This window comes from Arthrobacter sp. MDT1-49-2 (assembly GCF_059090185.1).
In genome coordinates this window covers 471,242-496,343 of the sequence record NZ_JBNHFK010000001.1, presented here as the reverse complement: position 1 = coordinate 496,343, position 25,102 = coordinate 471,242, and the positions used below count along the sequence as shown (strand labels likewise).

Annotated in this window: 28 protein-coding genes and 7 tRNA genes; 7 read left to right on the top strand and 28 right to left on the bottom strand. The window is 67.5% G+C overall.

Annotation, left to right across the window (positions count from 1 at the left end):
- Positions 1–12 precede the first annotated feature (12 nt).
- The 14 genes from AC5RTS_RS02345 to AC5RTS_RS02280 all read right to left on the bottom strand — a co-directional run bounded on the left by AC5RTS_RS02345 (position 13) and on the right by AC5RTS_RS02280 (position 11,056).
- Positions 13–351: a ribosomal maturation YjgA family protein gene (locus AC5RTS_RS02345; RefSeq protein ID WP_493990446.1), complete on the bottom strand. Its 339-nt coding sequence runs from the start codon at positions 349–351 to the stop codon at positions 13–15.
- Between the two features lie 383 nt (positions 352–734).
- Positions 735–1,334 carry a V-type ATP synthase subunit D gene (locus tag AC5RTS_RS02340; protein WP_493990445.1) on the bottom strand — a complete coding sequence of 200 codons (600 nt, stop codon included), beginning with the start codon at positions 1,332–1,334 and terminating at the stop codon, positions 735–737.
- A 13-nt stretch (positions 1,335–1,347) separates the two neighbouring features.
- Positions 1,348–2,760: a V-type ATP synthase subunit B gene (locus AC5RTS_RS02335; protein ID WP_493990444.1), complete on the bottom strand. Its 1,413-nt coding sequence runs from the start codon at positions 2,758–2,760 to the stop codon at positions 1,348–1,350.
- Positions 2,753–4,510 (bottom strand): V-type ATP synthase subunit A, encoded by a 1,758-nt coding sequence (locus AC5RTS_RS02330; protein ID WP_493990443.1) that lies wholly within the window; start codon positions 4,508–4,510, stop codon positions 2,753–2,755. Before AC5RTS_RS02330 ends, AC5RTS_RS02335 begins: the two co-directional genes overlap by 8 nt.
- A gap of 80 nt (positions 4,511–4,590) precedes the next feature.
- Positions 4,591–5,118, bottom strand: coding sequence for a hypothetical protein (locus AC5RTS_RS02325; RefSeq protein ID WP_493990442.1), 528 nt, complete (start codon positions 5,116–5,118; stop codon positions 4,591–4,593).
- Positions 5,115–5,348, bottom strand: a complete 234-nt coding sequence (locus tag AC5RTS_RS02320; RefSeq protein WP_493990441.1) for a hypothetical protein — start codon at positions 5,346–5,348, stop codon at positions 5,115–5,117. The genes AC5RTS_RS02325 and AC5RTS_RS02320 overlap by 4 nt, the downstream gene beginning before the upstream one ends.
- The gene (locus AC5RTS_RS02315) at positions 5,345–5,800 is read right to left on the bottom strand and encodes an ATP synthase subunit C (protein ID WP_227902152.1); all 456 of its coding nucleotides are present in this window, start codon (positions 5,798–5,800) and stop codon (positions 5,345–5,347) included. The genes AC5RTS_RS02320 and AC5RTS_RS02315 overlap by 4 nt, the downstream gene beginning before the upstream one ends.
- Positions 5,797–7,137, bottom strand: coding sequence for a V-type ATPase 116kDa subunit family protein (locus AC5RTS_RS02310; RefSeq protein WP_493990440.1), 1,341 nt, complete (start codon positions 7,135–7,137; stop codon positions 5,797–5,799). Before AC5RTS_RS02310 ends, AC5RTS_RS02315 begins: the two co-directional genes overlap by 4 nt.
- Positions 7,124–8,080 carry a hypothetical protein gene (locus AC5RTS_RS02305; RefSeq protein WP_493990439.1) on the bottom strand — a complete coding sequence of 319 codons (957 nt, stop codon included), beginning with the start codon at positions 8,078–8,080 and terminating at the stop codon, positions 7,124–7,126. The genes AC5RTS_RS02310 and AC5RTS_RS02305 overlap by 14 nt, the downstream gene beginning before the upstream one ends.
- The gene (locus AC5RTS_RS02300) at positions 8,080–8,523 is read right to left on the bottom strand and encodes a hypothetical protein (protein WP_493990438.1); all 444 of its coding nucleotides are present in this window, start codon (positions 8,521–8,523) and stop codon (positions 8,080–8,082) included. Before AC5RTS_RS02300 ends, AC5RTS_RS02305 begins: the two co-directional genes overlap by 1 nt.
- Before the next feature lie 225 nt (positions 8,524–8,748).
- Entirely contained in the window at positions 8,749–9,519 is a 771-nt protein-coding gene (map, locus tag AC5RTS_RS02295; RefSeq protein ID WP_493990437.1) for a type I methionyl aminopeptidase, read from the bottom strand.
- Between the two features lie 22 nt (positions 9,520–9,541).
- Positions 9,542–10,090: a flavin reductase family protein gene (locus AC5RTS_RS02290; protein ID WP_493990436.1), complete on the bottom strand. Its 549-nt coding sequence runs from the start codon at positions 10,088–10,090 to the stop codon at positions 9,542–9,544.
- A gap of 10 nt (positions 10,091–10,100) precedes the next feature.
- Positions 10,101–10,550, bottom strand: coding sequence for a peptide-methionine (R)-S-oxide reductase MsrB (msrB, locus tag AC5RTS_RS02285; RefSeq protein WP_493990435.1), 450 nt, complete (start codon positions 10,548–10,550; stop codon positions 10,101–10,103).
- A 14-nt stretch (positions 10,551–10,564) separates the two neighbouring features.
- The gene (locus AC5RTS_RS02280; RefSeq protein WP_493990434.1) at positions 10,565–11,056 is read right to left on the bottom strand and encodes a hypothetical protein; all 492 of its coding nucleotides are present in this window, start codon (positions 11,054–11,056) and stop codon (positions 10,565–10,567) included.
- A gap of 97 nt (positions 11,057–11,153) precedes the next feature.
- Here AC5RTS_RS02280 and AC5RTS_RS02275 point away from each other — a divergent pair, with 97 nt between their 5' ends.
- The gene (locus tag AC5RTS_RS02275) at positions 11,154–12,413 is read left to right on the top strand and encodes an alpha/beta hydrolase family protein (protein ID WP_493990433.1); all 1,260 of its coding nucleotides are present in this window, start codon (positions 11,154–11,156) and stop codon (positions 12,411–12,413) included.
- A gap of 89 nt (positions 12,414–12,502) precedes the next feature.
- Here the strand turns inward: AC5RTS_RS02275 and AC5RTS_RS02270 are convergent, their stop codons facing one another.
- Entirely contained in the window at positions 12,503–13,018 is a 516-nt protein-coding gene (locus tag AC5RTS_RS02270) for a GNAT family N-acetyltransferase (RefSeq protein ID WP_493990432.1), read from the bottom strand.
- A 68-nt stretch (positions 13,019–13,086) separates the two neighbouring features.
- Here AC5RTS_RS02270 and AC5RTS_RS02265 point away from each other — a divergent pair, with 68 nt between their 5' ends.
- Positions 13,087–13,704 carry a histidine phosphatase family protein gene (locus AC5RTS_RS02265; RefSeq protein WP_493990431.1) on the top strand — a complete coding sequence of 206 codons (618 nt, stop codon included), beginning with the start codon at positions 13,087–13,089 and terminating at the stop codon, positions 13,702–13,704.
- Positions 13,705–13,726: 22 nt separating this feature from the next.
- Here the strand turns inward: AC5RTS_RS02265 and AC5RTS_RS02260 are convergent, their stop codons facing one another.
- Entirely contained in the window at positions 13,727–14,299 is a 573-nt protein-coding gene (locus AC5RTS_RS02260) for a helix-turn-helix domain-containing protein (RefSeq protein WP_493990430.1), read from the bottom strand.
- A 76-nt stretch (positions 14,300–14,375) separates the two neighbouring features.
- Between AC5RTS_RS02260 and AC5RTS_RS02255 the strand changes: the two genes are divergently transcribed.
- Together AC5RTS_RS02255 and AC5RTS_RS02250 are read left to right on the top strand one after the other, a co-directional pair.
- Complete coding sequence (locus tag AC5RTS_RS02255) at positions 14,376–15,662, top strand: MFS transporter (protein WP_493990429.1); 1,287 nt, start codon at positions 14,376–14,378, stop codon at positions 15,660–15,662.
- Positions 15,663–15,725: 63 nt separating this feature from the next.
- Positions 15,726–16,454, top strand: a complete 729-nt coding sequence (locus AC5RTS_RS02250) for a class I SAM-dependent methyltransferase (protein WP_493990428.1) — start codon at positions 15,726–15,728, stop codon at positions 16,452–16,454.
- 229 nt (positions 16,455–16,683) lie between these two features.
- Here AC5RTS_RS02250 and ybaK read toward each other — a convergent pair whose 3' ends face one another.
- The 4 genes from ybaK to AC5RTS_RS02230 all read right to left on the bottom strand — a co-directional run bounded on the left by ybaK (position 16,684) and on the right by AC5RTS_RS02230 (position 19,318).
- A complete protein-coding gene (ybaK, locus tag AC5RTS_RS02245; RefSeq protein ID WP_493990427.1) occupies positions 16,684–17,193 on the bottom strand; it encodes a Cys-tRNA(Pro) deacylase in 510 nt (169 codons plus the stop codon).
- Positions 17,194–17,219: 26 nt separating this feature from the next.
- Complete coding sequence (locus tag AC5RTS_RS02240; RefSeq protein WP_493990426.1) at positions 17,220–17,684, bottom strand: SufE family protein; 465 nt, start codon at positions 17,682–17,684, stop codon at positions 17,220–17,222.
- Positions 17,685–17,715: 31 nt separating this feature from the next.
- Complete coding sequence (locus tag AC5RTS_RS02235; protein ID WP_493990425.1) at positions 17,716–18,615, bottom strand: sulfurtransferase; 900 nt, start codon at positions 18,613–18,615, stop codon at positions 17,716–17,718.
- Positions 18,616–18,892: 277 nt separating this feature from the next.
- Complete coding sequence (locus AC5RTS_RS02230) at positions 18,893–19,318, bottom strand: hypothetical protein (protein WP_493990424.1); 426 nt, start codon at positions 19,316–19,318, stop codon at positions 18,893–18,895.
- Between the two features lie 210 nt (positions 19,319–19,528).
- On the opposite strand from AC5RTS_RS02230, the gene zapE reads away from it, so the two are divergent.
- Entirely contained in the window at positions 19,529–20,566 is a 1,038-nt protein-coding gene (gene zapE, locus AC5RTS_RS02225; RefSeq protein WP_493990423.1) for a cell division protein ZapE, read from the top strand.
- Between the two features lie 105 nt (positions 20,567–20,671).
- Here the strand turns inward: zapE and AC5RTS_RS02220 are convergent, their stop codons facing one another.
- Complete coding sequence (locus tag AC5RTS_RS02220) at positions 20,672–20,929, bottom strand: antitoxin (protein WP_493990422.1); 258 nt, start codon at positions 20,927–20,929, stop codon at positions 20,672–20,674.
- Between the two features lie 122 nt (positions 20,930–21,051).
- Positions 21,052–22,350 (bottom strand): ScyD/ScyE family protein, encoded by a 1,299-nt coding sequence (locus AC5RTS_RS02215; RefSeq protein ID WP_493990421.1) that lies wholly within the window; start codon positions 22,348–22,350, stop codon positions 21,052–21,054.
- A gap of 301 nt (positions 22,351–22,651) precedes the next feature.
- Here AC5RTS_RS02215 and AC5RTS_RS02210 point away from each other — a divergent pair, with 301 nt between their 5' ends.
- The gene (locus tag AC5RTS_RS02210; protein WP_493990420.1) at positions 22,652–23,671 is read left to right on the top strand and encodes a CPBP family intramembrane glutamate endopeptidase; all 1,020 of its coding nucleotides are present in this window, start codon (positions 22,652–22,654) and stop codon (positions 23,669–23,671) included.
- 355 nt (positions 23,672–24,026) lie between these two features.
- Here AC5RTS_RS02210 and AC5RTS_RS02205 read toward each other — a convergent pair.
- The 6 genes from AC5RTS_RS02205 to AC5RTS_RS02180 form a co-directional block, all read right to left on the bottom strand.
- Positions 24,027–24,100 (bottom strand) — tRNA-Gly (locus tag AC5RTS_RS02205).
- A gap of 25 nt (positions 24,101–24,125) precedes the next feature.
- Positions 24,126–24,197 (bottom strand) — tRNA-Val (locus tag AC5RTS_RS02200).
- A 56-nt stretch (positions 24,198–24,253) separates the two neighbouring features.
- Positions 24,254–24,327 (bottom strand) — tRNA-Gly (locus AC5RTS_RS02195).
- 28 nt (positions 24,328–24,355) lie between these two features.
- A tRNA-Val gene (locus AC5RTS_RS02190) sits at positions 24,356–24,427 on the bottom strand.
- Between the two features lie 26 nt (positions 24,428–24,453).
- A tRNA-Cys gene (locus AC5RTS_RS02185) sits at positions 24,454–24,527 on the bottom strand.
- A gap of 72 nt (positions 24,528–24,599) precedes the next feature.
- Positions 24,600–24,673: transfer RNA gene (locus tag AC5RTS_RS02180), tRNA-Gly, on the bottom strand.
- Positions 24,674–24,895: 222 nt separating this feature from the next.
- Here AC5RTS_RS02180 and AC5RTS_RS02175 point away from each other — a divergent pair.
- Positions 24,896–24,970 (top strand) — tRNA-Val (locus tag AC5RTS_RS02175).
- The last annotated feature ends 132 nt before the right edge of the window (positions 24,971–25,102 follow it).

The following is a 25,102-nucleotide window of genomic DNA, read 5'->3' as shown; positions in this document are numbered from 1 at the left end:
CGTCCAACGTGCTCAGCCAGCCCTGCGGAGTCCGCCGAGTCTGCGCGGAACCAGCCTGTCACCCAGGCCCGCGCCCGCCGCACCTGCCAGATAGGCCGGCAGGTCCCAGGGATTGAACGTGGTGCCCAGCACCAGGCGCAGCGGCGGCCACTGCGCACCCCAACGGGTGGGGTACGGAGTGAGTTGGAAGAGCTCGACCAGCACGCAGACCACGACGGCGGCGCCTGCCAGCCGCCAGGCCCGCGCCCCGGGCAGGACAAGGGCCATCAGCAGATAGATCAGTGCTGCGTACAGGATGCCGCCGGACGCGTCGCCCGGAATTCCCGGCAGCCCGCGGGCAAACAGGCCCAAAGCAAGAACAACGACGGCGGCGCAGGCCAGCGCGGCACGGCGGCGGACAACCCGCCTCCGGACAGGGCGCCGCCGGTCAACTTGCCGCCGGGTACCTCGTCGCCGGACAACGTGCCGCCGGTCAACTTGCCGCCGGGTACCTCGTCGCCGGACAACGTGCCGTCGGACGACGTGCTCTCGGGCAGGATCGCTCCGGGCAGCATCGGCGGGGTCAGGAAATGTATCGATGCCCCACAGTAACCGGCCTGCCCCGTCCGGCGACGGGCGGTCCGGGATCCATTCCGCATTATTTACCGGATTCCGGGCCGAAAAACGGTAAATTTTGCAGACTCGATTCCGACGCCGCCCTAACGTTTACCGGGTCTCACTAGCTAGGCAGCAGCTCACATCAGCCCGGCAGCCCAGCGCAGCCGCAGGCTTTCCTCCAGTTCCTGCTCGGCGATGCGCTGCTCGATGGCCTTCAGCTGCTCCTCGAGCAACGGAATCCACCGATTCTCCACGGCCCGCTGCCGGGTCCGGGTTGCGGCCAGTTCCTCGGAGACCAGCAGGAGCGCCCGCTCGGCCGCCGCCGCCGAGACCACCGCTTCGAGTGCGGTACGGTGCGCTGCCGCCGCGTAGGCCAGGGCCGAAGAACCGCCGGCCGGCGGTACGGACGGGACGCTGCAGGACGCTTCCTCGGGGTAGGAGATGCCCATGGCCCCGCCCCACCGCACGGCCACCAGCGCGTCCTGCAGCGGCGCCGCGGCCAGCAGACGGTCCGCGCCGTCCAGGGCAGTGGTACGCCGCAGCCACACGGATGCCTCACGGGCTGCCGCCTCCCACGCCAGCCGCGCGGCGTCCGCCCGCTCCGCCATCCCCTCGATGGAGCGCTGCAGGATGCGCTGTTTGCGGTCCAGCAGCTCGGCCCCGCGCCGCGCGGTCGCGAGCCGCCGCTGCACCTCGGCCCGCTCGGCCCGGCTGCCTCCGGACCGGAACCCGCTCACCGCACCGGTCCCGTCACAGCTGCGCTCCGCCCGCGGGTCCCGGCAGGTACCGGTCGAGGAACTCCGCCGAAAGCATGGTCAGCTCCCGCCGCGGCAGCAGTGACAGTGCCTGCCACGCCAGGTCCAGGGTCTGCTGCAATGTCCGCAGCTCATCACGGCCCTGGTTGAGCAGCTCGCGTTCCACCACGGTCCGGAATTCAATGTAGGCCTTGTCCGTCTCACTCAGCGCAGCGGCTCCCACCAGTTCGGCCAGTTCGGAGGCGGAGCGCGCACGGGACATTGCGGAGAGGATCTGGGCAGCGACGTCGAGGTGGTCCTCGCGGGTGCGTCCCTTCCCGGCACCGCTGCGCATCAGCCGGGACAGGGAGGACAGGACATCCACAGGCGGGTAGACCCCGCGGGCGTCAATGTCGCCGTCGAGCACTACCTGCCCTTCGGTGATGTAGCCGGTAAGGTCCGGCACCGGATGGGTGATGTCCCCGGCGGGCATGGTCAGCACCGGCACAATGGTGACCGATCCTTCACGGCCCCGGACCCGGCCGCAGCGTTCGTAGAGGGTGGCCAGGTCACTGTAGAGGTAGCCGGGGTAGCCGCGGCGGGCCGGGATCTCGCGCCGTGCCGCGGAAACTTCCCGGACCGCCTCGGCATAGCTCGTCATATCCGACATCACCACCAGCACATCCGAGCCGTGGTCATAGGCCAGGGACTCCGCGACCGTCAGCGCGATCCGCGGGGTGAGGATGCGTTCAATCACCGGATCGTCCGCAGCATTCAGCAGCAGCACCAGCTCGCCGGCGGCGGAGCGTTCCTCCAGCCGGTCGCGGATGTAGGCAATGTCCGCGTGCGTCATTCCCATGGCGGCGAACACCACCCGGAATGCGCGCCCCGACGAGGTGGCGGCCTGGGCTGCAATCTGCGTGGCCAGGGTCAGGTGCGGCAGGCCGGGGATGGAGAAGATGGGCAGCTTCTGGCCGCGCACCAGGGTGGTCAGGGCATCCACCACGGAGATGCCGGTGATGACCGGATCCTGGGGCGGTTCCCGGTAGACGGGGTTCAGCGGCCAGCCACCCACCGGTGCGGTCTCTTCCGAGGTGACAGGCGGGCCGCCGTCGAGCGGTTCCCCGCGGCCGTTGCACACCCGGCCCAGCCAGTCCGGGCCCACCGGTACGGACAGCGGCCGGCCCTGGAACCGGACCTCCACTCCTCCCAGCGCCATGCCCTCGGTGCCTTCGAGGACCTGCAGGGTGGTTTCATCCCCGTCAACCTCCAGCACCAGGCCGTGCCGCTCCGCCCCGCCGGCCACCGAGACCGTGGCGAACTCATCCCAGCCCACGCCGTCGGTATCTCCCATCACCAGCAACGGGCCGCGAAGCTCCCGCACATCGCTGTGACCCACCCGGGCCGTGGAACCGGTGTTGTTAGCCATGGGCTGCTCCCGCCGCTGGTTGCACTGGGGTTGGCTGATCAAGATCCCCCCGGAGCTGCTCGAGGAACTCCCGGGCACGCCGGGTGACGCCCTCCGCGTCGGTGGGACCGGTGTCCTCGCGCAGGCGGAGGATGGGGGAGAAGTCATAGCGTTCGACGTCGGCAGGCGGCACGCCCCGGCCCACCATGGCCTGGCACGCCTCCACGACGTCAAGGACCGTCTGCAGCAGGGCGGCACCCTTGTCCGCGGAGCTGTACCCGTCATTGGGGCTTAGCGCGTTCTGCAGTAGGACGCCGTCGCGCAGCAGCCGTCCGCCCAGCAGGACCATCTGCTCATGCCCGGGCAGCGAGGAGGCGCCGATGATCTCCGCCAGCGCGGTGAGCCGGTCCGCCTCGGCCAGCAGCAGCGACGCCCGGGCACGGCGCTGGGTCCATTGCGGGTCTCCGTGGGCGGAGTACCAGCGCCCCAGCGACTCGGCGTCCCGGGAGAAGGAGCCGCGCCAGCTGACCGCAGGATAGTGCCGGGAATAGGCCAGGTCCCGGTCCAGCAGCCAGAGGGTGCGGACAAAGCGCTGGGTGCCGGTAGTGACCGGTTCACTCATATCCCCGCCGGGAGGGGAGACCGCCCCGATGACGGTGACCGACGCCGTCGCACCGCCGAGGGTACGCACCCGGGCGGCACGCTCGTAGAAGGCTGCCAGTTCGCTGGCCAGGGAGGCCGGATAGCCTTCCTCCGCGGGGAGGTCACCGTTGCGGTTGGCGAACTCGCGCAGTGCCTCTGCCCAGCGGGAGGTGGAATCGGCAATCACCACGGCGTCGTAACCCATGTCGCGGAAAAACTCGGCCACGGTGACGCCGGAGGCAATGGAGGCCTCACGGGCCATCATCGGCATGTTGGAGGTGTTGGCAATGATCACCGTACGGTCAATCAGCTTGCCGCCGGTGCGCGGGTCATCCAGGCCGGAGAGTCCGTCAAGGACGTCAGCCATCTCATTGCCGCGCTCGCCGCAGCCCACGTAGACAATGACGTCTGCGTCCGACCATTTGGCAATCTGCTGCAGGGTCAGCGTCTTGCCGGTGCCGAAACCGCCGGGTACTGCGGCTGCTGCGCCTCGTGGAACCGGGAAGAGCAGGTCCAGCACCCGCTGTCCGGTCTGCAGCGGGGCAAGATCGGTGATGCGCTCGCCGAAAGGGCGGGGTTGGTGCACCGGCCAGCGCTGGGCCAGGGGAACCTCCACCCCGCCCACCACGGCCACCGGGTCCAGGGGACGGACCTTGCCTTCGGCCAGCCAGGTGACTTCCCCGGAGATTGCCGGAGGGACCATCACCCGGAATTCGAGGGTTCCGGCCTCCGGGACGGTTCCCAGGATCTGCCCGGCCCGGACGGTATCACCGACGGAAACCACGGGGGAGAAGCCCCAATCGGTTTCCAGCACGACGGGGTCCTCAGCCGAACTCTGCCGCTGCTGCGTCAGCCAGAGCGGTGCCGAGGAGAGCTGGCGCAGCAGCCCGTCAAACACCGTGCCCAGCAACCCCGGTCCCAGCAGCCCGGCGAGCTGGTGGCCCGTCCTCCGCACGGGGTCGCCGGCTTTGACGCCGCCCGTGTATTCGTAGGCCTGCACAGTGGCGGAATCCCCGTTGATGGACACAGCCTGGGCGGCAATGCCGTCCGGACCCACGTTGACCACTTCCAGCATGGACAGCCCCGGCAGGCCGCTGATTTCCACGAGCGGGCCGCTGACCCGTGTCACCGTCCCGGTTTCCCCGCCGCCCGACGGTTCCCCCTGCCGGGCAGCCCTGCTCGGACTCCCCGGGTTTGTTCCCGGAGTCCTTACGCGTCTTCCCATAATGTCTGCACCTCCCGGGCATGGTCTTCCAAAGCCTGTTCGGCCAGGGCGGGCAGTGAGAGATTCAGCCGACGCGATCCCGCCGTACCGACCACGCCGCCCAGATGGCTTTCGGTGACCGAGGCCATTGGCCCGAGCAGCCGGTCTGCCTGGGCGGTGAGCCGGCGCAGGATCTGCGGATACCGCGGGTCATGGCGGATCCCGCGTGCCCGCTGCATAACCTCTGCGGTCAGCAGCGAGTGAAGGTGCTCCTGCTCGGCCAGGACAGTCCGCCGTGCCTGGCGGCGGGCCCGCGCAGAGGAGGCCACGGCGTCTGCGCGGGCCGCATCGGCACCTTCACGCTCGGCGGTGGCGAGGATATTCCCGGCTTCGCTGCGCGCAGCGGCGAGAATCTGCTCCGCCTGCTTCCGAGCCTCCGTGACGGTCCGGGTGGCACCCTCCTCGGCCTGGCGGTGCAGGGCCTCGCGCACCGGACCGAGGGTGTTCTCAGCACCGCGGGGCAGCCGCGTCATAAGGGCAGCACCGCCGTCAGGGGTGCCAGGGGATCGGCCATTTCGACGGCGAGGGCCGCAGCGGCAGCAGGTGTCAGCAGCACCACGCAGACGGAATCTGGCAGCCCGGCCCAGACCGCACGCACGTCGGCGTCACCGGCCGCCGGGTAGAGCGTGGCCCCGGCCAGTCGAAAGCCCTGCAGCAGAGCCGGGCTGCCCACCGCGGCCACGGTCCCTTCGCGACTGCTCATGCCTGGCCGATGAGGATGATGGAAATGATCAGCCCGTAGATGGCAATGCCCTCGGCCAGGCCCACCACCACCATGGCGCGGCCAAAGATTTCCGGCCGTTCACTCATGGCGGCCAGTGCCGCCGACCCGGTATAGGCCACCGCGATCGCCGCGCCGATTGAGGACCCGGCGACGGCGATGGCCGCCCCCAGCAGGGCGGCGCTGCTGCTGTCACTGCCGTCGGTGGCCATGGCTACGGAAGCGGCGGCAGCACCGCCGTCGCCCGCCGTGGCAGGCACCGCGTTGAAGGCGGCCACCAGCAGTGCCAGCGCTCCGCCCATCAGGACGGCGTTGAGGCCGAGCAGTGCCCGCACGCCGGTTCGGCGCCGCCGCCGCATCAGCATCACGGCACCTACGGTCAGCAGGACGGTCAGGATCAGGACCAGCGGAATGCTGGCAAACCAGGGATTCACGGCAGGTGCCTTTCAGCAGGGGTGGGCGGGGAAACGGCCGCAGCGGCCCGGTTGTGGTTATCGCCAGTGGGGCCAACCGTGGGCGTCCACGGGCGGAACCGGCGCCCTTCATCGAGGAAGATGCGGGAGAAGAGTTCGTAGTACTCCAGCCTCAGGGCCTGGATCCCGGCAACCAGTCCCTCGAGGGCGAAGGTGAGGATGTTGCCTATAACGAACATCAGGATGGCGGGGATGATCCGCCAGTTCGGTTCCCAGATGGCCGTGGTGGCCTGCCAGACCACCATCATCAGTGCCGCGTGCGTCAGCCCGAAGGCGGCCAGACGGGTGAAGGACACCAGGTTTGACCCGAGCTGCACCACCGTATCCATCAGCTCCACAGAGGCCTGCAGGCCTCCGGTGGGTCCGCCGCCCGCTTCCACGAACAATCCGATGAAGATGAACACCAGCGCCACCAGGGCCGCCGCGCCGGCAAACACCAGCACAATGGTGTTCCCGGTGAGCAGCCCCCATGCCGCCAGACCGACGGCTACAAACAGCAGGGATCCGGCCAGGCCGGACCGGGCGTAGAGCGCATACCCCCAGCCGCCCTCCCGGACCCGGTTAATGGTGCCCAGCACGTAGGAACCCGCCAGCAGCACCGCGCCGAACGCCAGTGCGGCGATGATCAGGGTTATTGGTTCCTCCAGCGGTTCGAGCCACAGCACGGGCAGCACCCCGGTGGGGCCGAAGAATTCCCCGTACAGGAACCCAAAGACCACGGCGGAGAGTCCCGCCCCGGTGATGAACAGCCAGGTCCTGCGGTAGCGTTCCAGCCACGGTACCTTCAGGAAACGGATCAGCAGCCCGGCGATCAGCAGGAGGGCACCCTGCCCTGCGTCACCGAACATCATCCCGAACATGACCACGTACGCGACGCCGGCAATCCGCGCCGGATCCAGGTCCGAGTACGGGACGGTGGTGTAGGTATCCACCAGCAGCCGGGAGAGCCGCGGCACCTGCCGGGACGGGTCGTCGCCGGTCAGCTTGGTGGGCGGCTGGACCCCCCGGGGCCGGCGCAGCGGCACCACGGATGCGCCGTGGGGTTCAAGCGCCTTCCGCAGGGCGGGGAGCTCGGCCGTCGGCGTCCAGCCGACGAGGGCAGCCACCGGGCCGTGAACGACGGCGGCGTCGGCCGCGCGCTGAATCTCCTCCGGCCCCTCGCCGGACTCGTAGGGCAGGTCCAGTTCGACGGCGGCGCTGTCCGCCACTTCGGCCAGCATGGGTTCGCGGGCCTCAAGGGGGCAGACCAGGGCGATGCGCTCCATCCGCAACGGGCTCAGGTTCTCACGCCACGGCATCGAGCACCTCGCTTCCGCCGCCACCGGCGGACGCTGCAGCCAAGGCGGCGCGCAACCGCCAGGCATCAGCGGCCAATACTGCGGCGGCACCAAGGACCACGCCGGGACCCGGGAGCCCGGCGCGCAGCAGGGAAAACGCGTCGGTTTCCACCCGGGCGGCCAGCTGCGCTTCGGCCCGCCAGAGTTCCGCCGGATCCTCTGTCCCGGCGAGGGCCTGCCCGGCGGCCGGGCTGAGTGCCAGGGCCAGTTCCGGCAGTGAGCCTGCCTCCGTCCAGCCGGTGCCGATCAGCGGCCGGAGCAGGGAGATCAGGCGGTCGGTCGGGCGGGCGGTATCCACCAACAGCAGCCGGGCCACCAGCAGAACGGCTCCGGCCACGGCCCACGGGCGTGCCTGCGGGGCGGCAGAGGCCAGCCTGCGCAGCCAGACCGCCGTCAGCATGTCCGGCAGCGTTTGTGCGAGGCTGTCCGCCGGGCCGGGATTGCCCCAGGGCGACGCGGACAGCATGGCCTGCAGAGTATCGGGGGAGTCGGCGGTGCTTAGCCGGGGCCAGGCTGTGGCCAGTCCGCCCGGATCAAACGGTGCCGCGGACGCCGCGCCCTGTTCCCCGCTGCCCGTTGTGTCCGCCTGCAGGGCGGTGGAAAGGGAAACGATGTTGTCCGCCTCGAACCGTGCGGCGGCCGCCCGGATCACCGGCGTGCCGCTGGCCGGCAGCCAGCCGGCCAGCACACGCAGCTGCCAGAGCACGGCGCGGCGGGTGGCCAGCTGCGCGTCCTGCAGCGTGCGTGCGGAGGCTAGCTCCTCACCGTAGACGGATCCGGAAAGGGCATCGATCACGGCGGGAAGGTCCGGCCGCGTGGCCAGGTCACGGCAGGTTCCGGCACCGAGCCGGCGCTGTGCCATGGACCGTCCGCGGACGGTGGCCGCCACCCAGTCAGCCTGCATCAGGTGCTGTCCGTTCCGCGGCCGAGGAGGTCCTGGACCAGGTCCGCCACGATGGCCGAGGCCAGTTCGGGGACCCGGGATTCACCCCGCTGCCGGAGTTCGGCAGCTTCATTGCCTGCTTCGGTGAGCAGAGCCTCATCCTGCCGGGACATCTCGGCGGAAACCTGTGCGGCGGCCTCGGCCCGGACGCCGGCGCTGTCCATGCGTGCCTGTTCTATGAGAGCGGCTGCCTGACGGCGAGCTGCGGCGACGGTCTCCCGGGCCAGCCCGGCGGCGTCCTCGGCCACGGCCTGCGCGGCGTCAATCTGCGGGTCCAGGGCTTCGAAGACGGGAATCAGTTCGGCGGCCGGACCCTCGTCATCCTGGGCCGGAACTCCGGCAGGACCGGCGGCCCCGGGTGCCCCGACGGGCCGGAAGCGGTCCAGCAGGCTGTTGCGTGCCATGCGGTACCTCCTTGACGCAGGAGTGGGCGGGCCTCGTTTTAGGACCCGGCCCCGGGTCGCAGGGGCCTGGGCCGGTGAAGGCTCGGAACGGTTTTCCCCGTTCCTCGAGGTTACGTTTGGCCCGGAGGGGACACAATGGTTCGCGGTCCCAACCGTGCCTGCTCGGCCGAGCTCCCCGCCCAAGTCAGCCTCAGCGAGGCAGGGAAGATGCAGCCATGCAGGGAACTAGGAGCGGGGAAGTGTCAGGATTTCGGCGCCGTCGTCGGTAATGGCAATGGTGTGCTCGCTGTGCGCCGTCCGGCTGCCGGTGGCGCTCCGCAGGGTCCAGCCGTCGGGATCCATGGCCAGTTCAGCGGTGTCGGCCATGATCCACGGTTCAAGGGCGAGCAGCAGTCCGGGGCGCAGTTTGTAGCCGCGGCCGGCCCGGCCGGTGTTGGGGATGTGCGGGTCCTGGTGCATGGTGGAGCCGATGCCGTGACCGCCGAAGTCGGTGTTGACCGGGTACCCGGCAGCACTCAGGCTCGTGCCGATGGCATGGGAAATGTCGCCGATCCGGGCACCCGGCCCGGCGGCAGCGATGCCGGCCTTGAGCGCCTGCTCGGTAGCCCGGATCATGGCCGCACTCTGCGGGTCCGGTGTGCCGACAACGAAGCTGATGGCCGAGTCCGCAGCGATGCCGTTTTTGCTGACGGCCAGATCCAGGCTGACCAGGTCGCCGTCCGCCAGCGCATAGTCGTGCGGCAGGCCGTGCAGCACGGCGTCGTTCACGGAGGTGCAGATGTAGTGGCCGAACGGCCCTCGCCCGAAGGACGGCGCGTAGTCCACGTAGCAGGACTGCGCTCCGGCCTCCTGGATCATCTCCGCCGTCCAGCGGTCAATCTCCAGCAGGTTCGTCCCGGCGGTGCTGCGCTGCTTCATGGTCTGCAGGATCTCGGCCACCAGCGCTCCGGTTACCCGGGCGCGCGCTATTTCGTCCGGCGTCAGAATCTCGATCATGGTGCCTTCCTGCCGCATCTACTCAGCGGGCGAGCCTGGCGTACGCCGAGGCAAAGTGGATCAGGGGGTCAGACTCGTCGTCGGCGGAGGCCCGACGCCCCATCGACACTACCTCTCCCACGATCAGTTCGTGAGTAGCCGCCGTCGTAACGGAGGTGGTGCGGACCTCGAACCAGGCGATGGCGCCGTCAATGATGGCGGCACCGGTTTCGGGACCCCTGCCGTAGTCCACCTGGTTCAGCAGTCCCTCCAGGGGCGAGCCCGGGCTCGCCAGCCAATTGGCGGTGCCGCGCAGCCTCGCCGGCAGCAGGCTCAGCGCCCAGCTGCCGGCGTCGGTCACTGCCTCGGCAATGCGTGCCTCGGCGTACAGGCTCACCAGGAGGGTGGGCGGATCGTAGGAGACGGAGAGGAACCCGCTGACCGTGGCCGCGTAGTCACGCCCGCGGAGCCGGGTGGAGACCACGCCGACGCCGGAGGCAATGTCCGCGCTGAGCCCGCGGTAGCTGTCAATCACCTCGTCCGGAACATCCGGTCCTTCCACGGCCTCGCCCGGGAAAACCCCGTACTCCAAGGGGAACCCGCTATTCCGCAGCGGCGGTGCCGGCGGCCTCGCCGGGGACCAGCTTTACGGAAATGGAGTTGATGCAGAACCGCTGATCGGTGGGGGTGTCGAAACCTTCGCCCTCGAACAGGTGTCCCATGTGCGAATCGCAGTTGGCGCAGCGGACCTCAATGCGGTCCATGCCCATACTGCGGTCATGCAGGTAGCGCACCTTGCCCTCGGCCAGCGGCGCGAAGAAGGACGGCCAGCCGCAGTGCGAGTCGAACTTCTCGTTGCTGGTGAACAGCTCGCTGCCGCAGGCCCGGCACTGGTACACGCCGGCGGTCTTGGTGTCCCAGTATTCGCCCGTGTAGGGGCGTTCGGTCCCGGCCTGGCGGAGCACAGCGAACTCCTGCGGTGTCAGTTCCTCGCGCCACTGCTCATCGGATTTCTGGACAGGGATGGTTCCGGCGTTCTCTTCGGTAGTCATATCCGCCTCAACGCTTAAGAGTCGCCAATAAATCCCGAGCCGCTGTACAGGTGCAGCACCGGCACGCCGAGCCGGTCCTGTGCCTCATTGGCCCAGTCGGTGCGGAAGGTGTCCTCGATGGCGTGCGGGGTGGTGATGACCACCACCTGGCTCGCTCCGGTCCGCTTGGCGGTCTCGACGACGGCGGCCACGGGATCCTCGCCCGTCACGCTGCCGGTGGCTTCCAGGCCCACTGCCTGCAGTGCTTCCAGGGACTCGGCCAGCTCGGTGACGGCTTCCTTCACGCCTTCGGCCTTGGTCTGCCGCCCGCCCGTCAGGTCCTTGAACGCCGCGGAGAAGTCCAGCAGGCTCAGGTTGTCCAGCACGTCCACCAGCAGGTTCCGGCCGGTGTCCGCCGGCACCAGGATGTCGAAGCGGGTGGGTTCCTCACCCATCAGGGCCCGCAGGTTCTCCACATCGCCGCTGCCCAGCGATTCTTCCGTCAGCACCACAATTGTCGAAGTCATGCATCCCAGCCTAATATGTCCGCCGTCACGGTGCCGATCGGCGCGGCGCGGAGGGCCGGTGCCCGGGCCGTGCGCCTGCGTCGGTAAGAATGGTGTTATGGCTATTTCCGTTCCTACCGAAGTTTCTTCCGGTTCCGCTGCCCGCTCCGCCGCACCCTGGGTCCGCTGGACCGCGTTCGGCGCCGGCATAGGCGCTGCAGCATCCACTGCCGTTGTGGCCGCGGCATCGGGACTGGGCATTTACTTCGCCCGGCAGGTGGTGACCCCGGCGCGGACTCGGGACGCGAACCTGGAGATCCTGGCGGTCACCGAGGGCGGGCTCGGCCGGCAGATTATCCTCCCCGCCAACGCAGACACCACCGTGGACGGCACGTACAGCCTGTACTTCGACGACGGCAACGGTCACGCCCGGATCGGCGCCATCCGCTCCTATGTGCCGCGCGAGGGGACCGTGCAGCGGGACGTGGAGGAGGTGTACAGCGGCGACCTGGCCAAGGCAAGGCGCGGCTGGTGGAGCGGTTCGATCTATCCCTCGCCGGCCGCCGTCGGGCTGCCGGAGGAGGAAGTGGACATTCCGGTGGAGAACGGCACCGCACCGGCCTGGCTGGTACGGACGCCCGGAGCCGAAACCTGGGCGATCATGGTCCACGGCCGCGGCGCCCGGCGCACGGAATGCCTGCGTGCACTGAGGACCGCCCGGGAGGCCGGGCTGACCAGCCTGGTGATTTCCTACCGGAACGACGGCGAGGCTCCCTACGCCTCCGACGGACGCTACGGTCTGGGGCTGACCGAGTGGCAGGACGTTGAGGCAGCCATCCGCTTTGCCCTGGAGAACGGCGCCAAGGACGTGGTGCTGTTCGGCTGGTCCATGGGCGGGGCCATCAGCCTGCAGGCAGCGGATCGCTCACCGCTGCGCCGCTACATCCGTGCCATGGTGCTGGACGGTCCGGTGATCGACTGGGTGAACGTGCTCTCCCACCACGCCAAGGTGAACCGGATTCCCGCACAGGCCGGCAGGCTCGGGCAGTGGCTGATTTCCAATGCTGCCGGGCGGGCACTGACCGGGCTGGCCGCCCCGCTGGACCTGAAGAGCATGGACTGGGTGACCCGGGCCGAGGAGATCCGCATTCCCACGCTGATCCTGCACAGCAAGGATGATGACTTTGTGCCTTACGGACCGTCAGCGGAACTGGCGGAGAAAAACCCGGAGGTCATCACCTTCGAGCCGTTTACCGAGGCGGGGCACACCAAGGAATACAACGTGGATCCGGAGCGCTGGGAGCGCGTGGTGCTGGGCTGGCTCGGTGACGCGCTGGGGCGCACCCGGCACCCGTCGGAGCACCGCACGGGGGACTAGGACGGGGGGGTCAGGACAGGTGCCAGTACAAGGGCCAGTTCAGGACTAGCTTCGGGGACCAGCTCGGGGGAGCAGCTCGAGGGAGCAGCTCAGCGAAGGGCCGCGCGGTACCGGACTTCGGTCAGGAGTGATCCGTTGAGCATTTCGGTTTTGACGGCTCCGTCCGGGGCCAGTCCCATTCTTTCGTAGAACGCGCGTCCTCGTTTGTTCGTGTCCAGCACCCAGACCGTGACCTCGGTATGTCCGCTGGCGCGCAGCTGGTCCAGTGCTGCCTCCCAGAGGCGGCGCCCGAGCCCCGTGCCGACGTGGTCTTCCCGCAGATACAGGGAGGTGACCTCGCCAGTCTTCAGGCCGGCGTCGTCGTCGCGGCTGGTGTCCGCGTGGGAGAAACCGGCCATCGCCGTACCGCTCACGGCCACGTGCGGCGGTGCGGTTCCTTCCCGCACCAGGCGGGTCCAGCCGCCGGCCCGGCGGGCCGGGTCCAGGGCGTCCAGCAGGGTGTCCGGCATCAGCCCGCGGTACGCCCACTGCCAGGCCCGTACGTGGACTTCGGCTAGAGCCGGCATGTCGTTTTCGGCGGCGCGGCGTATGTTCGCGGTAGGCATGGGCGTATTCAACACTGGTCCGTGAGCCGGCGCCAGTGCCCATGCCGGCGCATGCGAGACTGGCGCGTATGCGGAACCTGTACCTCGTTACCCACCCGGAGGCAGAGCACCACGTCCGGAAGCAGGTGGGTGGCTGGTTCGACTCCGCGCTGACGGACCGGGGCATCATGGACGCCAGACGGATTGCGGCCGAACTGGCAGCACGGGTGTCAGGGGGCGAGCCGGCGCTGCTTTTTTCCTCGGATCTGCGGCGGGCGCGGCAGACTGCCGAGCCGATCAGCTCTTTGCTGAATCTGGAGGTGCGTGCGGAGCGGGACCTGCGTGAACAGACCTATGGATGTGCCGACGGCACTCCGGCCGGATCCACTCCCTACCTGCCGCCTCCGCCGCACGGGGACCGGATGCACCACTGGGATGGAAATCCCGGTTCGGAGACGAGGTTCCAGTGGGCGGGCCGTGCCTACGCCGCCCTGGACCGGATGCTGGCTGCCGGTGCGCAGGAGACGGTGGCGGTGACCCACGGAGGTACCGCGACCTATCTCATCGCGGCGTGGATAGGGCTTCCGCTTGAAGCCGCAGGGTATGTGAAGTTTCGGCTCTCGCCCGGCAGCATCACGCACCTTCGGGAGGATGACGTCTTCCGGGACCGCCAGGTGCTTTCCCTCAACGACACCGGGCATCTCTGACGCGCCGGTGTCCGGGGGGCGCCTATGCCTCCGGCCGGCGGGGCTGGCCCGGCTGATTCTCGGGATGCTGGTTCTCGGGATGCACGGCCAGGAAGATTGAATACCTGGTGCTGTCTGCTTCCCCGTCCGTTTCCTCCGACTTGATCTCCTCCAGGATTCCCATCACCCGTTCCAGGAACCGGTCGTGTCCTTCCTTGGTCAGCCGCACCGCGAGCCGGGAAATCAATACCTCGTCCGAGGCCGGGACCTGGCCCATTTCATCGACGAAGGCACCGATCACTGCCTGGCGGACGTCCAGGTCATGCCCGTCCTGCTCCAGACGCCATGACTTTTCGGTCGCCAGATAGGGGACTTCGTACGCCCCGCTGGGTCCGGACCGGGCCTCCTGCGCCTCGAGGAATCCGGTGGAGACGAGTTTCCGGACGTGGTAGAGCACCGTGGCGGGGTTGGCCCCGAGCCGGGTGGCAATCTCCTTGTTGGTGAGCTGTTCCTTGAAACACAGCCGAAGGATCCGAAGCCGTATGGCCGAGGCAAGGGCTTTGACTTCTTCCTCCGTAGGCGTCCGCCGCGGGGCCGGGCGGCTCTCTTGCATCATGTGGGCAGACTAGCAGACACCCATTGACAAATCTCAATCGATTGTTCAAGGTCAATCGCATGACAACGGACATCGCATGACGACTGACGAGCGCGCGGCAAACACGACGGCTGCGGGCATCGCGGCTCCTGCCGGCCGCCCGGTCCTGCGGGAGCGCGACTTCCGCAACCTCTTTTACTCCACCGCCCTGAGCAGGTTCGGACAGGAGGTCTCCGGCCTCGCGCTTCCGCTGGTGGCCGTGCTCTCGCTGAACGCGGGGGAGCTGGAAGTGGGACTGCTGGCCGCCATGAGCAGCGCGGCTTTCCTGCTGGTGGGACTGCCGGCCGGCGTCTGGGTGGACTGGCTCCGGTACCGGCACGTCCTGGTTCTCTCCGACGTCATCCGTGCCGTGGTGCTGCTGACCATTCCGCTGGCCTGGTGGCTGGGGGCGCTGTCCATCTGGCAGCTTTACGCGGTGGCGCTGGTCACCGGCATCTTCAGCGTTTTCTTTGACGTCGCCTACCAGAGCTGCCTTCCGCACCTGATCGGCCGCAGCCGGCTGGTGGACGGCAACGCCAGCCTGGAAACCGTGCGGTCCGTGGCCCAGCTGGGCGGCCCCGCCGTGGCCGGCCAACTCATTGCCTGGCTTACCGCGCCCATAGCGCTGGCCTTGGACGCCCTGGCCATGGGTTTATCCGCGCTTTTCGTCTTCCGGATCCGGAAACCCCAGGCCAAACCGGAGCGGGAACCCGGCTCCCAGCTCTTCGCGGATATTGCTGAAGGTCTCCGGTTTGTTCTGGCCAACCCCCTGCTGCGCGCCATCGCGGCGTCCAGCGGTTTGTTCAATCTGGCTTTCTCCGCCTACATGGCGATGCTGATCTTCTTCCTTCCCCGCGAGATGGGACTGGGATCGGGGCAGATGGGAGTCGTTTTCTCGGTGCTCGGGATTGGCGGACTCCTGGGTGCCCTGGCGGCCAAGCGGGTCACCGCATGGTTGGGTGAAGGACCTGCCATCTGGATCTGCGTGGCGGCAACGGCGCCTTTCGCCCTGCTCTGGCCGGCCGCAGCTGCCGGCTGGTCCGTCTGGCTCGGAGCAGCCGGCCTGGGAATCGCGAGTTTCGGCGTGGTGATCTACAACATCGCGCAGGTCAGCTTCCGCCAGCGGGTGACCCCGGACCGGCTGCTGGGACGGATGAATGCCACCATGCGGTTCCTGGTCTGGGGAACCCAGCCGGTCGGAGCGGTCCTCGGCGGAGTGCTGGGCCAGTTCTGCGGAGCACGGGCTGCGCTCTGGATTGCCGGTGCCCTCGCCTGCCTGGCGTTTCTCCCGGTGCTCCTGTCACCGCTGCGGGGGATGCGGGACCTGCCGGGCGGCGGGCATTGATCGGGCACCGCCCGCCGAACCGGTATCTTCGGGGAAGCAAAGCCGCATCTATGGGGGAACCAAATGCTGAATCATGACTCTGCCGGAATGCCGGCAGACTTCTTCCGGGCGTGGAACCAGGGGCTGCATCCGGACCTGTATGAGCTCGAGAACCGTGCCCTGGACCGCGAAGGACTGGTGTGGGCTGCGCTTGGCCGGCTGGCCTCGTGGAAGGACCGCGTCATCCTCGACCTGGGCTGCGGCACCGGGTTCTGGCTGCCGCGCTATGCGGAGCTGGCGGCCTCGGTGATCGGTGTCGAACCCGATCCGGATCTGCTGGCCGCGGCACGGTCCCGTCCCGGCGGCGCGTCCGTGCTGCACGGTTCCGCGGAGCACATCCCGCTGCCGGACAATTCAGTGGACGTCGTCCACGCCAGGTTCGCGTACTTCTTCCCGTCACCGCAGAACGACTGCTCCGCCGGGCTGGCGGAAGTGCAGCGGGTGCTTCGCCCCGGCGGGTCCCTGGTGGTGATCGACAACGACCAGCTTGCCGGCGAGTTCGCGGATCTGCTCCAGGCGGCCAACGCGTCAGCCGGGCAGGGCGACGGTGCTTATATCGCCAACTGGTGGAAGGCACGCGGTGCCTCAACCGAGCATGTGATGAGCAGCTGGACATTCGACAGCGCACAGGACCTGGCCGACGTCGTGCGGATGGAATTCCCGAAAGGTACGGCCGAGGCGTGGCTGGCCGCCGACCCGGAGCGCACACGGCTGAGCTACGGCTACGCCCTGCACCACCTGCGGAAGCCCTGAATATGTGCGGGGTGGTGGGGTGGGACGGTACCGGGCGTTCATAGTGCAGCAAACGTCGGGTAGTCCGTCCGAAGGCAGCATTTACTGCACTGTGAATGGGTACTGCACAGTGAACCTCGACGGACGCCGAACCGCGCCGGACGCCGACAAGGACCGGCACGGCCGAAGACGGGCGACACGGCCGCCATTCCCGTCCCTACGACGGAGCTACGACGGAGCTACGACGGAGCTACGCCGGCGCCGCCGCAATCGGCGCAGTGACGGCGTGCGTCAGGCGGATCAGGTCAAAGGGAGACACCCCGATCTGCAGTCCCCGCCGGCCGCCGGACACGTAGACGGTATCCAGCAGTTCCACCCCGTTGTCGATGCCGGCCGGCGAGGAATGCTTCTGCCCGAGCGGTGAAATCCCGCCCACCACGTAGCCGGTGCGTTTCTCCGCCTCATGCCGGTCCGCCATGACGGCCTTCCGGGCACCCATCAGTGCGGCAAACCTCTTCAGGTCCAGGTTCAGCGCCACGGGCACCATGGCCACCGCCAGGTGCCCGCCCAGATCCACCATCAGGGTTTTGTAGACCGATTCCGGCGGCAGGTCCAGCTTCTCCGCGGCCTCCAAGCCGTAGGACGGCGCACCGGCCTCGTGCTCGTAGTGGCGCACGGTGTAGCGGACGTTGTGCTGATCCAGCAGGCGTGTGGCCGGCGTCGCGCCCTTGCCCGCATGCTTATCCCGGTTCCCTGCCATGGCTGGAGCCTTCCGCCTTGGTGCGTCTACGCCTGGCGAAGCTTCTCGTGCTCTGACAGGCGGCGTTTGATACGTCCCAGCATGGCGGACATCCCGCGCATGCGCAGCGGGGTGATGGCCCGGGTGAGGCCCAACCGGTCAGGAACATCGGCGGGGACCGCCAGGATCTGCTCCGCCGGCAATCCGTTCAGGCCCTCGTAGAGCACACCGGCGAATCCGCGGGTAGTGGGCGCCTCTTTCGGTGCCTTGAAGAACAGGGTCACGAGATGCTCGGGGGAGTCGTCCACATCCAGGCTGAGGAACACCGGCGACTGGCATTCCACCACCTGCTCCAGCAGCTCGGGCCGGTCGGCGATTTCGGCCGGCAGGTCCGGCAGGTCGCGGGAGAATTCAAGCAGCAGTTCAAGCCGCTCTGCTTTCTCCAGCGCCTGGAAGTCGTCGACAATCTCGGCCAGAGAGTCCGGGACGGAGGTTTCGGGGGTGGCAGTCATAAGGGAGTTCTTTCGTTGTGCAGTGGGTGGATCAGCGGGGAGCGTTGCCGGGCTCTTCGCCGCGGGCAATCGGCACGCGTACCGCATTGCCCCACTCGGTCCACGAGCCGTCGTAGTTGCGGACGGAATCGAAGCCGAGCAGGTGCTTCAGCACAAACCAGGTGTGGCTGGAACGTTCGCCGATGCGGCAGTAGGCCACGACGTCGTCGCCCTCCCGCAGCCCGGCGCCGTCCTTGTAGAGGGCCTCGAGCTCTTCGCGGGTACGGAAGGTGCCGTCTTCCGCGGCAGCCTTGCCCCACGGAACCGACTTGGCGGTGGGAATGTGCCCGCCCTTCATTGCGCCCTCGTCCATGTAGTCGGGCATGTGCGTGCGTTCGCCGGTGTATTCGGCGGGGGAGCGGACATCGATCAGCGGTCCCTTGCCCAGGTGTCCGACGACGTCGGGGAGGAACGCGCGGATCTTCTCGTCGTCGCGCTCCACTACGGGGTAGTCGGTGGCATCCACGGTGACCTTGTCCGTGGTCATGGGGCGGCCTTCGGCAACCCACTTGTCCCGGCCGCCGTCGAGCAGGCGGACATCCTCGTGGCCGAAGAGGGTGAAGACCCACAGGGCGTACGCCGCCCACCAGTTGCTCTTGTCGCCGTAGATCACCACGGTGGAGTCCCGGGTGATGCCCTTGCGGGACATCAGCTGGGCGAAGGCTTCACCGTCCACGAAGTCGCGGGTGTCGGCATCGTTCAGGTCGGTATGCCAGTCGATCTTGCGGGCGCCGGGGATGTGGCCCGTTTCGTACAGCAGGATGTCCTCGTTGGATTCAAGGACCACCAGGTTCTCCGCGTCCAGGTTGTCGGCCAGCCACTGTGTGGAGACCAGGCGTTCCGGATGGGCGTAGGCGGCGAACTTGGGGTTGCTGTCAGCGGTAATCGACATACGTGCTACTTCTTTCCTCGGCTTTGTGCTTTCGGGTTTCTATCTAGCCTAACGACGGCGGCGGCCGAAAACTTCCACGGGACGGTGGCTTGGGTCTTCGCGTCGGTGTGGTTGGGTTGTGCCGGTGTGTGCCGGGACCAGCTGCCGGGGGCGGGATGGACGGTCCCGTGCGGAGTTGGGGGAAGGGGGTGCGGGAAGGATCGTGTCAGTGCGCTGCGGAACACCCTGGGTTCTCAAAAAAGACTGAGGGCGACTTGGCTTAGGACATCTTCGAACTCTATGACGGCGCCGTGGCGCTGGCCGGTAGACGCAACGCCAGCACAACAACCGCGGCACCGATTCCCGCAAACACCGCCTCCAGTGGCTGAAACTCAACAAAGGCGACTTCCCACGCTTCCAAACCGATCAGGGCGAGCCCGGCCGCTACGGAAACCGCCCGGGCCGCCCGCCGGTGCTGAAGATGCATCACCCCTGCGGCCAGATAGCCACCGCCGCAGCCCGCGGCCAGGAGCAGCCCGGGAACCCGCCAGTTCGTGAACGGGGTACGCCGCAGCACGTGCGGATCCGCGTGCAGGAAGGCGCCGTCGGGACGAAGAGCCAGCAGGATCCCGCCACCCAGGGCGGAGGCAGCAGTGCCGAATTCCAGGCCGATCAGGGTCCGTTCCGTGCGGGTACGCCGTGCTCTTGCAACATGCCGTGCCATGCCCCTGAGTATTCGCGGTCCCGGTGCACCCGTCCAGTGCCGTCGTCGTGTTTGGTGACGGAAACATGTTTCGTGATGGGAACGCTGCAGTGCGGCTTGGCGGGCGGCGTGGCGTATCGTTTGCAGGGCGGCAAAATGCCGCAGCACTCAGCACAAGAGCCCGGCGGATCCCTGCCGGTTCGCAGGCATGGAACGGACGGACAGCGCGCAGTGGCACAACTGGAGCACCTGACAGAACGGACTCCCCAGGTATCCGTAGACGAACTGTTGAAGGGGTTCTTCCCCTCGCCCCGCTTCGGCAGCGTGTCCTTTGATTCCTACCGTCCCGATCCGCAGCAGCCCTCACAGGCGCAGGCCGTGGAGGCCATGCGCGGTTTCGCAGCCGGGGTGGATACGCCCGAGCCGAGCGGCCTGCGCAAGCTCTTCGGCGGTAAGAAACCTCAGGGTAAGGCGGGTTTCTACCTGGACGGCGGCTTCGGCGTCGGCAAGACCCACCTGCTGGCCTCACTCTGGCACGCCGTGGAGGGCCCCAAGGCCTTCGGCACGTTCGTGGAGTACACCAACCTGGTTGGCGCCATGTCCTTCCGCAAGACGGTGGATGCGCTGAGCGCCTACAAGCTGGTCTGCATTGACGAGTTTGAGCTCGATGATCCGGGGGACACCGTGCTGATGTCCCGGCTGATGCGTGAATTGGCCGACGCCGGCGTCAAGCTTGCTGCCACGTCCAACACCCTGCCCGGTTCCCTGGGCGAGGGCCGTTTTGCCGCCGTCGACTTCCAGCGCGAGATCCAGGTGCTGGCCGACCAGTTCGATGTGGTCCGCATCGACGGCGAGGATTACCGGCACCGCGGGCTGCCCGAATCTCCGGCACCGCTGGACGACGACGAACTGGATTCCCGCATGGAAGCGGAGTTCAGCGGCAAGACAGTGGCTGCCGATGACTTCTCCGAGCTGATTGCGCATCTGTCCACCGTCCACCCGAGCCGTTACCGGCAGTTGATCGAGGGCGTGGACGCCGTCGTCTGGCGCAACGTGCAGACCATCACCGAACAGTCCGTGGCGCTGCGGTTCGTGGTCCTGGCCGACCGGCTGTACGACAAGGATGTGCCGATCCTGGCCAGCGGCGTGCCGTTTGATCAGTTGTTCACCACGGAGATGATGGGCGGCGGTTACATGAAGAAGTATTTCCGTGCCGTGTCGCGCCTGACCGCGCTGGCCCGCGAAGGCCAGACCGGCGAGGAATCCTAGCCTCCTGCAGGAACAGCCAGGCACTTAACTGGGCAGCCCTTAAATGACGAAAGCGCCGGTGCCGCCTCTCGGCGGGACCGGCGCTTCTTGTCGTGCCCGGCAGGCTTACTGGGCCGGAGGGGTCTGCCCGGGACCGTTGCCGGTTCCCGGTTCCTTGCCGCGGTTGGTCTTATCCACCGCTTCGGAAACCTTGTTCTGGAGGCCATCAATCTTGCTGGAGTACTTGTGGCCCGTCTTCTGGTCCACAAAGTTGCCGGCCTGATCGATTCCGCCCTTGATCTTGTCGGCGTTCTCGCCCACAAATCCGGCGGCCTTGTCCTTCAGCTCTCCGGCCCTGCCCTTGAGCTCGTCAAATACAGACACGGATCACCTCCTTTCACAGGGGAAACCCACTCGTTTCCCGTTCGCATACATCCTAGGTCCGGCAAGGGGGCGAGGGAAAGGCCTTTTCTCTTATGGCATATCCCGGTTGTCCGGCGGGTCGGTCAGTCTTCGGCGCCGCCGTCGGGCACACCGTAATCTGCGTGCCCGTGCCCGCCGCCATGTCCTCCGTGGTGATGGTGGCCGCGGCAGTTGGCGTCCAGGTCAATCCGGATGATGCTGCTGGTTTCCGGCGCCGGTTGCGCCGGAGGTTCCGGAGCAGGCGGCTGCGGGGCCGGCGGCTGCTGGGCACCCGTTGCTCGTGCCCCCGGCTCCATCGGTACTCCACCTGCCAGGGCATCCACCGATGCGTACAAACCGTCCCCGCGCAGTTCCACGGCCGCCGGCTGGTTGACCTCCAGGAACAGCTGCGGCGTGGCCGACCCGGCAGGCACCATGGAAATCCGGTTGCCGAACAGTTCTGCAACGAAAATGTCGCCGTTCCGGTTCACCGCCAATCCGGTGGCGCCGACGAATCCTGTGGTCACCAGCGCCGGTGCACCCGTGCCCGGGTCGATCCGGTACACGGCTCCGGGAACACCGGCTTCAAACGAGCCCGGCAGCGAGGTGACGTATAGGGCGCCGTCGGGGCCGCGTTCGACGTCGGTCGGAACGGGTTCAGCCCGGTAGGTAAGTCCGACAATGCACTCCGGAATCCCGGGGGCTGCAGGGATGGTGAAGGGGATCGGCGGCAGGACGGCCAAAGTGGAGACAGTGCCGTCGTAGCCGGCCAGCACCAGGGCGTTCATCCCGGCATCAGCCACAACTATCCCGTTGCGGCCCGGCAGGGACGCGACCGGGTTGGAGTCCGGCAGACCGGTATAGGGGGTCGGCCGGATGCCGGCCGGCAGCTGCGCCGCGCAGTCAGCCGGGAGCGCTTCCTCAAATCCGTACGTATTGATGCGGTCCGGGTTTGCCGCATATTCATAGCCGGCAATGTCGGCGACGGTTCGAACGTTGCCTCCCCGGTCAACCGCCTGCAGCAGCCCGATGTTCGTAGCCGGATCCTGGGTGTCCTGCCCGACACTGATCGAGAAGTAGGTGGTGCCGCGTGCGCGGGAGATGGAGGCGGTACCGAACCCCTGGTCCGGGGGCGCCGCAGCAAGGAGCTGGATGCCGCCGTCGTTGGTGATGCGGCTGACGATACCGGGAAAGGATTGGGCCACATCGATGGTGCCCCGTCGTCCGACGGCGAAGCTCAGGGGGCTGATCAGACCCTCGGCGACGGTGGTTACCTCTCCGGCAACAGGTACAGGCGGTGGTGATGGCGGGTGGTGCCGCCCGCCTGCGGATGCCGGTGACGCGGCCAGTCCGAGGGCGGCGGTTGCGGCGAGGACGGCGAGTGCGGGTGATGACTTCTTCACGGTGTTCTCCTCAGCATTGGTGTGGGCAATGCGAGACTTGCCTCCAGGCCTCCCGTGGTTTCCCCGCCACGCCCCCGGCCGAGGCAGTCACAGACTAGGGGCGCCCCCGCTGAGGGACCACGTGGTTTCTACATATGGGGCGGAACAGGACCTAGAAAAACCGAGTAGCCGAAGCGATTGTCAGGCGAGTATTTTCTGCGGCCCGAGTGTGGCGGGCGTGGTTACGCCGATTGGCTGGACCGGCGTGGTGGACTGAGCCGGGTCATGCGCCATTGCCCGACGTGATAATTGAGGATCCCCGATGCCTGCACGCACGCCGCCTCCCACGCCGCCTCCCACGACGCCGGCCCGGCTGCCGGCCCAGTCACGCCCGCCGATCCCGCGGTGGCGCGCACTTCAGGCGGCGGTGATCGGCTGGATGTTCCTCGGGATTGGTCTTGGCCTGGCCATCGGCATCTCGGAATGCGTGGGCAACGCCTTTGGCTGGGGACGCCTGGCCGAAGTACTGCTGCAGGCGGTCCTAATGACCGGCATTGTGGTCCCCGGCATCGTGTTGCTGCGCCGCAGGCTGGACCGCCGCGGACTGCAGGGGCTGGGCATCAGCAGATCGGCCGCCCGCCCGCTGACCCTTGGTTTCGCCGTCGGCGCCGGGACCGGGCTCCTTGTCTGGCTACCCGCGGGTTTGGCCGGATGGATCCGCGTGGAAGAGGTGGACGTTGCCGCGTTCCTGGGTTTCCTCCTCCTTAACGGCGTGGTGCTGGCCCTCTACGAGGCCCTTCCGGAGGAGCTGGCACTGCGCGGCTATGTATGGACGAATCTGCGGGACGGGTGGGGAGTGGCCGTAGCGACCCTGGTGACAACTGCGCTCTTCCCGTTCGTTGGGCTGGTGATCGGTCCGGTGCGATGGGCTGTCATTACTGTGATCGGCGGTGATGGCGGGGAAATCGACGTTTTCCCCGAAGGCAATGACCCCGTTGTGTACATCGTGCAGCTGGTCCTGTTCGGGCTGGCACTCGTAGCTGCCCGGCGCATCCCGCTGCCGGGGGCGCTGTTCGTGGCGGTCGCGTTCCACTGGACGCAGCTGACCGTTACGCGGACGGTCCTCGGCGGAACGGGCTGGCTCGACTCGGGATGGACCGTAGCCTGGGTCGAGCCGGATGCGATCGCCCTCGTCCTGGTGCACATAGTCCTGGCCGGCATTGCATTCATAGCGATACGCCGGCGTCTGCAGGGTTCGGCGTCTGCAGGGCCCGGCGGAACGTCCCGAGGGAGAAAGCCGCCCCTTCGGCGCAGAACATCCCGCCCACTGATACGGAAGTGACTCCTGTGACCACATGAGCAGCACCAGCACCACTCGATGGGATCCCGTGCTGAACACCGCCCGTCGCCACAGGTGCCGGCGCGGAGGTGCCAGGTTTTGGCGGCGTCCTTCTGCAGGATGATCTCCGACTCAACAGGCGTGAACCCGAGCCGCGCGTTGATGGCGCGCATCCAGACATTCCAGTTCGCGCTGCTGCTCCGGACTTTGTTCTGCATAGGCACACCCAACGGGCCGGCGGGCTGGAACCCCGGATGCCCCATAGGAAACCCGCACTGGTTAGCAACTCCGTGGTTAAACAAAAGAAGGAACAGGCGAAAACCTGTTCCTTCTTTTCCGGCCTGATGGACCGGGGGAGAGCGGACGACGGGATTCGAACCCGCGACATCCACCTTGGCAAGGTGGTGCTCTAGCCAGCTGAGCTACGTCCGCAAATGAAAACAGTCGAAACTGTCCGTGCGCGATACTGGGATCGAACCAGTGACCTCTTCCGTGTCAGGGAAGCGCGCTACCGCTGCGCCAATCGCGCCCTAAACTGCTCGGCCCGTTCAGGATTACTCCTGGAAAACCATAAGCAGAAGGGAGAGCGGACGACGGGATTCGAACCCGCGACATCCACCTTGGCAAGGTGGTGCTCTAGCCAGCTGAGCTACGTCCGCAAGAAAAGCACTGAAACAGTACTGTTCGTGCGCGATACTGGGATCGAACCAGTGACCTCTTCCGTGTCAGGGAAGCGCGCTACCGCTGCGCCAATCGCGCCCATAAATGGGTCTTGCATACCACTGTGGAGGTGGGGACGGGATTCGAACCCGCGTATACGGCTTTGCAGGCCGCTGCCTCGCCTCTCGGCCACCCCACCGTAACCGCCGCAAAAGCTTTGGCTGGCCGATCCCTGAAACTTCCAGGAACTCAGCTTGTACAGTGACTTGCGAGCGGACGACGGGATTCGAACCCGCGACATCCACCTTGGCAAGGTGGTGCTCTAGCCAGCTGAGCTACGTCCGCATGTTGAAGAAGTTAGAGGTTATTTCCCTCGGATCGCTTGCGCTTTCCGCGGCGAACCCCCGCTTTCCAACGAAGAAAAACTCTATAGGACGTTTGCGGGTTCGTCCAATCGGCGCAGGTTGCGGCGCGGTTCCCCTCCCGGTTTGGACTCCCGGCGGATCTGGGCTAGCATCTTTACTCGTTGGAGTGCTCGCGGGCACACCGGCCGGCAACAACAAAGCTGGGCGATTGGCGCAGTGGTAGCGCGCTTCGTTCACACCGAAGAGGTCACTGGTTCGAACCCAGTATCGCCCACCAGCAGAGGCTGTCACTTTCCTTACCGGAAGGTGGCGGCCTTTTTTGCATCTGGGTGCGTTTTCACTGGTGCACGGCCATCCAGCGGAGTACACAGGATCCTAAACCCGCATTCCCCGGCGCGTCGGTGGGATG